This window comes from Sphaerisporangium sp. NPDC051017, assembly GCF_040683095.1.
Taxonomy (GTDB): Bacteria; Actinomycetota; Actinomycetes; order Streptosporangiales; family Streptosporangiaceae; genus Sphaerisporangium.
The window spans coordinates 1-1,329 of record NZ_JBFBCI010000161.1 but is presented as its reverse complement, the minus strand read 5'-3'; the positions used below and the strand labels follow the sequence as shown (position 1 = coordinate 1,329).

Genomic DNA, 1,329 nt, shown 5'->3' with positions numbered 1-1,329 from the left:
GACGGCACCCCGCGTGAGCACGGGCCCTGGCTCACCGGCGGCGAGAAGGAACACCTGCGCCGCCTGGAGAAGAAGTCCGCCCGCCGGCGCCGCACCCGCATTCCCGGCCGGCCCACGTCCAAACGGCTGACCCGCACCTATGACCAGATCGCCAAGGCCCGCGCGACAGCCAAGCGCCGGGCCGTGGACTGGCAGCACAAGACCACCACCGAACTCGCGGGCACCTTCGGCGTGGTCGTGGTGGAGGATCTGAAGATCACGAACATGGTCCGCTCCGCCACGGGCACGATCGAGCGACCCGGCCGGAACGTGACGCGGAAGGCAGGGCTGAACCGTGCCATGAGCGGCGAGGCGTGGGGCCGTACGGTCGCCCTGCTGGAGTACAAGACCCGTGATCGCGGCGGGCTGGTGGTGAAGGTGCCCGCCCCGGGCACCTCGCAGACCTGCCACCGGTGCGGGCACCGCGATGCGGCCTCCCGTGACGGCACCCGGTTCTCCTGCACCAACCCTGCGTGCGGGTGGACCGGCCACGCCGACACCAACGCCGCGATCAACATTCGCAACGCCGCAGGGACTGTGGTGTCAGGACGTGGAGACCTCGGGGCTGCCCGGTCTGTGAAGCGTCAACCCCCGCGCGCCGCTTGACCACGACGCGACGGGAGAACCTCCGGCCTTCACTTCAGGCCGGAGAGGAGTTCAATAGAGAGGCTCCAAGCCCGAGGGCTTGGGGCGGCTAAGACGGCCGGGGTGGCTCAGGTCTGTCGTGGTCGGGGGCGATCGAAGATCCAGGTTTCGTTTCTCACCCTGGCTCACTGGAGAACGGGGTTGCTCCTATGCCGTACGGCCGGTGCTTCTACCAGTGGCGCGAAAAGCGGTACTTTACGGCCATACACTCAGTCCCGTGACTCCAGGATGTGTCGTCCTCGCGAAGATCACATATGGCGCGTCGGCTCACAACCCCTGTCTGCCGGGCCGGCCGAGTTCAGGGCCTTTCGACGCACGGTGCCTTCATACGCTTCTAGGGGGACGCGATGATCGACCGCCAGCACGTGCGCGCAGGGGACGATGACCGCGAGCGAGTCGCCGAGCAGCTCAGGATCGCCGTCAGCGAGGGACGGATCGACTTTGAGGAGCTCACCGAGCGGATCGACCGCACCTACGCGGCACGCACCCTAGGCGAGCTGGATCAGGTGGTGGCCGACCTGCCGCAGTCCTCATCCGCCCTCGTCTCCGCTGGTGAGGTCGCCGGAGCCGAGCTCCGGCTGCACACGATCAGCGGGAAGCTCCGCCAGGAGGGCCGCTGGCGGGTGCCGCCGCGCATCAGCGCCC

Annotated in this window: 2 protein-coding genes; both read left to right on the top strand. The window is 68.6% G+C overall.

Going from position 1 to position 1,329, the window contains the following annotated elements; all coding sequences use genetic code 11:
- Positions 1–645 (top strand): transposase (locus AB0M95_RS41030; protein ID WP_363777218.1); only part of this gene is annotated, 645 nt, incomplete at its 5' end.
- Between the two features lie 386 nt (positions 646–1,031).
- Positions 1,032–1,329: DUF1707 domain-containing protein (locus tag AB0M95_RS41025; RefSeq protein WP_363777215.1), on the top strand; the 298-nt coding region annotated here is incomplete at its 3' end.